Annotated in this window: 9 protein-coding genes and 2 pseudogenes; 5 read left to right on the forward strand and 6 right to left on the reverse strand. The window is 50.9% G+C overall.

From position 1 onward, the window contains the following. The coding region (locus BGK49_RS25300) for an IS1 family transposase (RefSeq protein WP_001393286.1) at positions 1–147 on the reverse strand (147 nt) is incomplete at its 3' end. Between the two features lie 54 nt (positions 148–201). On the opposite strand from BGK49_RS25300, the pseudogene BGK49_RS04005 reads away from it, so the two are divergent. Together BGK49_RS04005 and mpaA are read left to right on the forward strand one after the other, a co-directional pair. Then, a pseudogene (locus BGK49_RS04005) lies at positions 202–780 on the forward strand (SDR family oxidoreductase). A gap of 309 nt (positions 781–1089) precedes the next feature. Further along, positions 1090–1818 (forward strand): murein tripeptide amidase MpaA, encoded by a 729-nt coding sequence (gene mpaA, locus BGK49_RS04010; protein WP_000219122.1) that lies wholly within the window; start codon positions 1090–1092, stop codon positions 1816–1818. On the opposite strand, the gene ycjG is transcribed toward mpaA, so the two are convergent. Next, positions 1793–2758 (reverse strand): L-Ala-D/L-Glu epimerase, encoded by a 966-nt coding sequence (gene ycjG, locus BGK49_RS04015; RefSeq protein ID WP_001295588.1) that lies wholly within the window; start codon positions 2756–2758, stop codon positions 1793–1795. The two genes, mpaA and ycjG, sit on opposite strands and share 26 nt — an antisense overlap. Before the next feature lie 118 nt (positions 2759–2876). On the opposite strand from ycjG, the gene tpx reads away from it, so the two are divergent. Continuing rightward, complete coding sequence (gene tpx / locus BGK49_RS04020; protein ID WP_000084384.1) at positions 2877–3383, forward strand: thiol peroxidase; 507 nt, start codon at positions 2877–2879, stop codon at positions 3381–3383. 43 nt (positions 3384–3426) lie between these two features. Here tpx and tyrR read toward each other — a convergent pair whose 3' ends face one another. From tyrR to BGK49_RS04035, 3 genes are all read right to left on the reverse strand, one after another. After that, the gene (gene tyrR / locus BGK49_RS04025) at positions 3427–4968 is read right to left on the reverse strand and encodes a transcriptional regulator TyrR (RefSeq protein ID WP_005030734.1); all 1542 of its coding nucleotides are present in this window, start codon (positions 4966–4968) and stop codon (positions 3427–3429) included. Between the two features lie 147 nt (positions 4969–5115). Next, complete coding sequence (locus BGK49_RS04030; RefSeq protein ID WP_000138717.1) at positions 5116–6177, reverse strand: YcjF family protein; 1062 nt, start codon at positions 6175–6177, stop codon at positions 5116–5118. Continuing rightward, the gene (locus BGK49_RS04035) at positions 6174–7571 is read right to left on the reverse strand and encodes a YcjX family GTP-binding protein (protein ID WP_000825791.1); all 1398 of its coding nucleotides are present in this window, start codon (positions 7569–7571) and stop codon (positions 6174–6176) included. Before BGK49_RS04035 ends, BGK49_RS04030 begins: the two co-directional genes overlap by 4 nt. 154 nt (positions 7572–7725) lie before the next feature. Here BGK49_RS04035 and BGK49_RS04040 point away from each other — a divergent pair, with 154 nt between their 5' ends. Then, positions 7726–8724 (forward strand): LacI family DNA-binding transcriptional regulator, encoded by a 999-nt coding sequence (locus BGK49_RS04040; protein ID WP_000075378.1) that lies wholly within the window; start codon positions 7726–7728, stop codon positions 8722–8724. 110 nt (positions 8725–8834) lie between these two features. Here the strand turns inward: BGK49_RS04040 and ompG are convergent. Beyond that, a pseudogene (ompG, locus tag BGK49_RS04045) lies at positions 8835–9218 on the reverse strand (monomeric porin OmpG); the annotation flags it as partial. 56 nt (positions 9219–9274) lie between these two features. Here ompG and BGK49_RS25315 point away from each other — a divergent pair. Further along, a partial coding sequence (locus BGK49_RS25315) for an IS1 family transposase (protein ID WP_001393286.1) occupies positions 9275–9421 on the forward strand: 147 nt, incomplete at its 3' end.

Genomic DNA, 9421 nt, shown 5'->3' on the forward strand with positions numbered 1-9421 from the left:
TTGAGAAGCGGTGTAAGTGAACTGCAGTTGCCATGTTTTACGGCAGTGAGAGCAGAGATAGCGCTGATGTCCGGCAGTGCTTTTGCCGTTACGCACCACCCCGTCAGTAGCTGAACAGGAGGGACAGCTGATAGAAACAGAAGCCACTGGAGCACCTCAAAAACACCATCATACACTAAATCAGTAAGTTGGCAGCATCACCTGGCAGATAAACAAACCATTAAACAAACTTTATTTGCCCGTCAGCCAGCAAAAATCCACAAACCCTATCCAACTAATAGCAAGATTATTATGGGAGATGTACTGAATCATGCAGCACTGAAGCAGGCCATGCAGGGACAGGACGTTGTGTATGCCAACCTTACGGGGGAAGATTTAGATATTCAGGCAAATTCAGTGATCGCTGCGATGAAAGCCTGTGATGTTAAACGTCTGATCTTTGTTCTTTCCCTCGGTATTTATGATGAAGTTCCAGGAAAATTTGGCGAATGGAATAATGCAGTTATTGGTGAGCCCCTAAAACCATTCCGCAGGGCTGCGGATGCAATTGAGGCTTCTGGACTGGAATATACAATTCTTCGCCCTGCCTAGCTGACTGATGAAGATATTATTGATTATGAGCTTACCTCACGCAATGAACCATTCAAAGGTACGATCGTATCACGTAAGAGTGTCGCAGCATTAATCACAGATATCATCGATAAACCTGAGAAACACATTGGTGAGAATATAGGTATCAATCAACCCGTGACTGATGGTGACAAGCCATTATTCATGTAAATCAATTACATAGTTACCATCGTAATGTACTATGTGCAGTACAATTTATTAAACTTATTAAGGTGAACTGATCAATCCGATGCGATTAACATGTGTAGAACCAGTAAGAATAAAATACGCCATGTATATAACATTACGACTTACATCTAAGTCAGCATAATTCTAATATCTGCACATCAATAAAAATGCAAACAACTTCCGGCAAAAAAAGTGATACAAGATCGATGACATAGCGTTGAAGAAAAGGATTTGATAATCCGCAAAATTTGCACAACACTGCCTGTAATACTTCCTGAACCAGAGACGATCATGACCGTAACCCGCCCACGCGCCGAACGCGGCGCATTTCCGCCCGGAACAGAACATTACGGACGTTCATTATTGGGCGCGCCGTTAATCTGGTTTCCTGCCCCTGCAGCCAGCCGCGAAAGTGGTTTGATTCTGGCTGGCACTCACGGTGATGAAAACTCTTCGGTCGTCACGCTCTCCTGTGCTCTGCGGACGTTGACACCTTCTTTGCGCCGCCATCATGTGGTGCTGTGTGTGAATCCTGACGGCTGCCAGCTGGGGTTACGGGCCAATGCTAATGGTGTGGATTTAAACAGAAACTTTCCGGCGGCGAACTGGAAGGAAGGTGAAACGGTTTATCGCTGGAACAGCGCCGCTGAAGAACGTGATGTCGTATTACTGACAGGTGACAAACCTGGCTCAGAACCTGAAACCCAGGCGCTGTGCCAGCTTATACACCGCATTCAACCTGCCTGGGTGGTCTCATTCCACGATCCACTGGCCTGTATTGAAGATCCCAGACACAGCGAATTAGGCGAATGGCTGGCCCAGGCGTTTGAATTGCCTCTGGTAACCAGCGTCGGTTATGAAACGCCTGGCTCTTTCGGCAGTTGGTGTGCAGATCTCAACTTGCATTGCATCACCGCAGAGTTTCCGCCCATCTCCTCCGACGAAGCCAGCGAAAAATATCTCTTTGCGATGGCAAACTTGCTGCGCTGGCATCCTAAAGATGCAATTCGCCCGTCGTGAACTGAAGCGCCGGTTCCACATCTACCGCCAGCCAGGTCGGTCCGTCAAGATCTGCGAAACTGACCTGCGGCACCAGCGGTAAAGCGGCGCTAATGGCACGAGAGGTACACAACATGCAGCCCAGCATCAGACTGAAACCTTGTGCACGCGCTTCAGTCGCCAGCGCCAGCGCTTCCGTCAGACCACCGGTTTTATCGAGCTTAATGTTAACCATCTCATAGCGCCCTTTCAGCGCCTTCAGATTGCTACGTGTATGACAACTCTCATCAGCACAAATCGGCAACGGATGAATAAAATTCTCCAGCGCCGCATCGTCCTGCGCAGGAAGGGGTTGTTCAAGCATCGCAACGCCTAAATCCGCCAATAGCTGGCAACGCGCCGCCAACCCTTCTGCACGCCAGGATTCATTTGCATCAACGATCAGCGTCGCATCGGGCACAGCTGTGCGAATTGCCACCATCCGCTCACTAATAAGATGGTTATCCAGCTTCACTTTCAGTAATTTCGCGCCTGCCTGCCAGAGTGTTGATGCACTATTGGCCATCTGATCAGGCGTACCGATGACTACCGTCTGTGCAGTGATAACTGTCTCGGGAAGCGTTATGCCGATCAAATCAGCCAGCGATTGCTGCTGTTTTCGCGCGGCCAGATCCCACAATGCACAATCCAGCGCATTACGTGCTGCGCCGGCAGGGAGAATTTTTTGCAACTCCTCCCGTGTCAGCCCTTTCTCTAATTGCGACACGACGCTCATAATTTGCGCCATTACCGAGGCATCACTTTCTCCATAACGCGGATACGGCGTGCATTCGCCGGTGCCTTTAATACCCTCTTCTTCCAGTTCAACCACCACCACGCGCGCTTCACTGCGACTTCCCCGGGCAATCACAAACGGGGTATGTAAGGGCCAGGCTTCCTCAAATACCTTAACGGTTCTCATCTTTACTCCTTGTTGTCGCGGTGGTCTGCGGATTAAGCGCAAATAGCGTTTGCTGTGTTATTGACAGTTAGCATAAACTAGGTGTGACGTTAACTATATGTAAACAGGAAAGATAATCATGTCACAAACCGTTCATTTCCAGGGCAACCCGGTTACAGTCGCCAATTCCATCCCGCAGGCGGGTAGCAAAGCGCAGACTTTTACTCTCGTGGCAAAAGATCTGTCTGACGTCACCCTCGGTCAGTTTGCGGGTAAACGCAAAGTGCTGAACATTTTCCCGAGTATTGATACCGGTGTTTGCGCCGCATCAGTACGTAAGTTTAACCAACTGGCAACCGAGATCGACAACACCGTTGTGCTGTGTATTTCTGCCGATCTGCCGTTCGCCCAGTCTCGTTTCTGCGGCGCAGAAGGTCTGAACAACGTTATCACCCTCTCCACTTTCCGTAACGCTGAATTTCTGCAAGCCTTCGGTGTGGCAATTGCTGATGGCCCACTGAAAGGTCTGGCAGCGCGTGCCGTTGTGGTTATTGACGAAAATGACAATGTGATTTTCAGCCAGCTGGTGGATGAAATCACCACCGAGCCGGATTACGAAGCAGCTCTGGCTGTACTGAAAGCATAAGTTAATATGCCTGATGGTGTTGCACCATCAGGCATATTCGCGCTTACTCTTCGTTCTTCTTCTGGCTTAAGCCATATTCCCGCAACTTATTGGCAATCGCGGTATGTGAAACGCCGAGACGTTTTGCCAGTTTGCGCGTGCTGGGATAATTGCGATAAAGCTGGGTTAATACCGAGCGTTCAAAACGGCTGGTGATTTCGTCCAGCGAACCTTCCATCGCATCTTCGCCCACGGCTACCGTTGCGGCGTCATAATCCGGCAACAAAATATCCTGTGGACGCAGCTCATAACCGTCCAGTTGTGTCAGTGCGCGATAGATAGCGTTCTTTAACTGCCGCACATTTCCCGGCCACGCATAACGCGTAAGTACAGTATTCAGGTCAGCGGCCAGTTTCGGACGCGACACGCCCTGCTCGTCGGCAAAGCGGGCGACGAACAGCTCAGTTAACGGCATGATGTCCTGCGGACAGTCACGTAGCGGCGGCAGATTGAGCGTCAACACGTTCAGACGATAATAGAGATCTTCACGGAACATGCCTTTTTGCACCAGTTCGACCAGATTCTTCTGCGTAGCGCAAATCACCCGCACATCGACATGCACCTCATGGTCTTCGCCAACCCGACGGAAAGTGCCATCATTAAGAAAACGCAGTAATTTCGCCTGCATCCGTGGTGACATTTCCCCTATTGCATCCAACAGCACCGAACCACCGTTCGCCTGCTCAAAGAATCCTTTCTTCCCTTCCGGAGCATGACCAAACAGTTCACTCTCGACCGCATCTTCCGGTATAGACGCACAGTTCAGCGCCAGGTAAGGTTTGCCCGCTCTGGGGCTTGCCTGATGGCAGGCGTAGGCAAAGAGATCTTTACCTGTACCTGTGTCACCCGTAATCAGCAGCGGCGCGCTTAGCATCGCCAGTTTCTGCGCCTGTTCGACAACATGCTTCATTTTCGGGCTGACGGCGACAATTTGACTGAAGGCGCTGACGTCCTGGGCGGCGACATTTTGCAACTGGCGGCCCATACGAATCGTTGATCGCAACATCACCACCGCACCGGTCAGGACGTGTTGATCATTTTCATCCTGAAGATAAACAGGCGTAATCTCCATCAGGAAATTCTGCCCATTAATAACGACATGCTCGTTATGCGAATCTTGCGGTTCGCTTTCCAGCCAACGTAAAAAATTAAAGCCGTTAATCAATTGTGCGGCGGTATGGTTGCGCAGGCGATCCAATTTTTGCCCAAAAAGCTGACAGCTCGCCGGGTTCGCCATATCCACTTTGCTTTTCATATCGACAGAGAGCACAGGTTCGGGCAACGCCTCCAGTAACGCGCTCAACGCCAGATGCTCACGTTCGGAAGGCATCCACGGGACAGTACGCACATCGGTAACACCTGCAATACGGCGTATTTCGGCCATCAGACTGCTGAAACTCTCAAACTCCAGTTCAGCAAAATTGAGGTAGATTCGCCCAATGGGATCAATCTCAATACCGCGTAAATCAATGCCTCTTAGCACGAGTAGATCGAGTAATTCGCGGGTCAGACCGAGTCGGTCTTCACAAAAGACTTCCAGACGCATGGGAACCTTCACCTGAAAAAAGAACAATTAATATGATGATATGACACTATTTGGATAGCAGGAAGGTTTCTGTCAACAATCATTGACACAAAGACGGAAAAACGGGCACTTCGGCGTAAAGATATCCGGTCAGCACCCGATATTGCATTATTTTTCGCTGGGCGTTTTGCCTTTTTGCAGCGTTTCTTTCACCTGACCGATAAGCTGACGACGGAAATCCCCGAGGCGAGGTTTGTCATCGTCAATCCACGGCAGCGGGCGGCAAAGCTCCATAGCTTTAATCCCGAGTCGTGCCGTCAGAAGTCCAGCACCAATTCCCTGAGCTGCGCGGGTAGACAAACGAGCAGCGAGATCTTGCGACATCCAGTCCATCCCCACTTCGCGCACCAGTTCGCTGGCTCCGGCAAAAGCGATATTCAGCAATACCAGCTTAAACAGACGCAAACGGCTGTAATACCCCAGTTCAATGCCATACAGCGTGGCGATGCGATTAATTAAACGCAGATTGCGCCAGGCGATAAACGCCATATCGACCAACGCCAGCGGGCTGACCGCAATCATCAACGTTGATTCCGCCGCCGAACGGCTGATTTCGCGCCGCGCCTGGGCATCTAAAACTGGCTGGACCAAATGCGCATACAAACTGACCACTTCACGGTCGTTTTGCGTTTCATGGATTGAGGCATACCAGCGTTGCAGCGCTGGATGAGACTGATCAATACCCGCCTGCTGCGCCAGTTTTTCGCAAAATGCGCGGCCTTTGCCCGTGCCGTGGCTGTGCAACAAATCGCGCGCTTCGTCGCGTTCATGGGCGCGCTGTCGCAAGCGCCATAAGCGCCGCCACTCTGTTACCACAGAACCTACGCCAGCGCCGATAATCAATGCCCCAGCGGCACATCCACCCAGCGCCACCCAGTCCTGAGTTTGCCAGGCATTCATTGTCCACTGTACACCCTGCCCGACAACGCTTGCGCCAAACAGAGCCAGCCCGCCCATCACCATTTTGCGCCACAGGCTGCGTTTCGGACGTAACGCTGCATCCATTACCGCTTCAACTTGCCCCTCTTCTTCAGGCGCTTCATCGAGCGTGGCCGGGGCAAAATTTTGCGCCTGATTTTCGTCAAAGGTCTGCTGCGCCCTGAATTTTGGATTCTGATCGACCTCCAGCGGACCGTCGAAATCAATACGTGGTTTTAACGGTTCGGTCATCGCAATTTATCTCCTATTAAAAATTCCAGCGCGGCATCAAGACGAATATGCGGCAGCGGTTTGTCGACATCCATCACCTGCGGGCGAAACGCTTCAAACTGGAACCCTTGTTTGTCCCAGAACGCCTGACCGGGCAAACGCGCAGGAACTTCACCGGGATAAACGGTGAGTGGCACACCATCGCTGAGCCGGTTACCGCGCAATGCCGGAATTTTCTCGCCGTTGACGTCAATAATGCCGCTGGTGGTCGCCTGCACCGAGGCCAGCCCCAGGCAATCCATACTAATCCCTTCAAACGCCGCATTTTGCCAGGCATCCTGAATCAGTTGTTGCAGTAATGAAACCATATTGGCGTGCTGATCGATGGTCACATGGTCCGCTTTAGTGGCAGCAAACAATAGCTTATCGATAACCGGCGAAAACAAACGCCGGAACAAGGTACGCTGCCCGTAGTGGAAACTTTGCATCAGCTGCGTCAGTGCCAGACGCATATCATTAAATGCCTGTGGCCCACTGTTGAGAGGTTGCAGGCAATCAACCAGCACAATCTGGCGGTCAAAGCGCAGAAAATGATTCTTATAGAACCCCTTCACCACCTTCTCGCAGTAATAATTAAACCGCTCGCGCAGCATTCCGGCATTGGTGTGCTTATCGGCCTGCGCCAGTTTGGACTCGCCCCAGGTATCGACATCCGGCCACGGGAAGAATTGCAGCGCGGGCGCACCTGCCATATCTCCTGGCAAGACAAAGCGCCCTGGCTGAATAAAGTGCAGCCCCTGCTGTTTACAGTGGTGGAGATAATCGGTCCACGCGGCGGCAATGTCTGCCAGCCGGTTTTCGTCGGCAGGTGCTAGCGGGTCCAGCCCTTCGCACATCATTCGCCATTTGACCGACCATTCGCCGCGCTGACCATTGAGTAAGCCCGTCATCTGGCGTGACCAGCTTAAATAGTCCTGCGCCAGCATCGGCAGGTCGAGCAACCATTCGCCGGGATAATCCACAATCTCCAGATACAGCGTGGAGGTGTCCTTGAAGTGGCGTAGCAGCGAATCGTTCGATTTAAAACGTAGCGCCAGGCGGATTTCACTGACGCCGCGCGTTGGCGTCGGCCAGGCGGGAGGATCGCCATATAACTGCGCCAGTCCTTCATCATATGTGAAGCGCGGAATGCCAAAGTCACGCTGAGGAATGCGTTTTACGCCCAGCAGGCGCTCTTCACGCACCGCGCTTAACAGCGGCAAGCGTGCTCCGGCGTGAATATTGAGCAACTGATTGACCATCGCAGTGATAAACGCTGTTTTGCCGCTGCGGCTTAGTCCGGTTACGGCGAGGCGCAGATGTCTGTCGACACCCCGATTCACCAGCGCATTAAGTTCATTTTTAAGTCGCTTCATTGCTGTCCTGTGCTGCTCTGAAGACCAGAAAAAAATCATTCGTAAGGATATGAATGTGGGGGCCAGGCCATTGATTATCAACTGCCCGTGTTGTCATCGACGGGCGAACTCCATAAGATGTGCAGCATTCACGTTCGGACGGAGTTCCTGACCTATGTCCCCTACTATTTATGATATTGCCAGGGTTGCAGGCGTATCAAAATCCACCGTATCACGCGTGCTGAATAAGCAAACTAATATCTCCCCGGAAGCGCGCGAAAAAGTGTTACGGGCCATTGAAGAATTACAGTATCAGCCAAACAAGCTGGCCCGCGCGCTGACCTCTTCGGGTTTTGATGCCATTATGGTGATTTCTACCCGTTCGACCAAAACTACGGCGGGTAATCCGTTTTTCTCTGAAGTTTTGCATGCCATCACCGCCAAAGCTGAAGAGGAAGGTTTCGACGTGATATTGCAGACGTCGCACAATCCGGCAGAAGACTTACAAAAATGTGAAAGCAAAATTAAGCAGAAAATGATTAAAGGCATTATTATGCTAAGTTCTCCAGCGGATGAGTCATTTTTTGCCCAACTTGATAAATACGATATTCCTGTCGTGGTGATTGGCAAAGTTGAAGGTCAATATGCCCATGTTTATTCTGTCGATACCGATAATTTTGGCGACAGCATTGCGTTGACCGATGCATTAATTGAAAGTGGGCATCAAAATATTGCCTGCCTGCATGCTCCGCTTGATGTCCATGTTTCAGTGGATCGGGTAAATGGTTATAAGCAGAGCCTGGCTGCGCATAATATTGCAGTGCGTGATGAATGGATTGTTGACGGTGGTTATACCCATGAAACAGCACTGCAAGCCGCGAGAGAATTATTAAGCCAGTCACCGTTGCCTGAGGCGGTGTTTGCCACTGACAGTCTGAAATTAATGAGTATTTATCGTGCGGCGGCAGAGAAAAATATTGCTATTCCGCAGCAGTTAGCGGTGGTGGGTTATAGTAATGAAACGCTGTCGTTTATTTTAACACCTGCACCGGGCGGCATCGATGTTCCGACGCAGGAGTTAGGTCAACAAAGCTGCGAGTTATTATTCCGCTTAATTTCTGGAAAACCGTCACCACAGAATATTACCGTTGCCACGCATATGACGCTGAAATAAATACCAGCTACCTTGCCTGAATGCCGGATGCGATGCTAGCGCATCTTATCCGGCCTACATTTATAGATCGGATAAAGTACTCGCGCCGCATCCGGCAATTTAGCCCATTATCAGAACGAGTAATTTACGCCGACACCTGCATAATGGAATTTATCACTGTCGCCTTCGTCGTGATCCTGCCACTCAAACGCGTATTCCAGCGAAACGGAAAGTCCGTTCTGGAAATCATAACCGTAAAATAAACCTACACGGTTAAAATCATGGCCTTCACATTCAATATCATCCTGCCAGTCCCAGTTACTCCAGCGATCCAGCCCAATGCGCGTATACGGCGTCACCGAGTGGTTGCCGAGCGTCAGCGGCAAATAGGCGCGAATTTCTTGCGTGGAAAACTCACCGTTATTGCGGCTGTCGTCCATATTGAAGCCGCGCTCGAGATAATAGTTCACTCGCAAGGCAACCGTTTCGTTGAAGGTATATTGCAGACCTGTTTCCGGTGATGCTGCCAACTTACTGATTTAGTGTATGATGGTGTTTTTGAGGTGCTCCAGTGGCTTCTGTTTCTATCAGCTGTCCCTCCTGTTCAGCTACTGACGGGGTGGTGCGTAACGGCAAAAGCACTGCCGGACATCAGCGCTATCTCTGCTCTCACTGCCGTAAAACATGGCAACTGCAGTTCACTTACACCGCTTCTCAA

This window comes from Shigella sp. FC1544, assembly GCF_001722145.1.
Taxonomy (GTDB): domain Bacteria; phylum Pseudomonadota; class Gammaproteobacteria; order Enterobacterales; family Enterobacteriaceae; genus Escherichia; species Escherichia coli.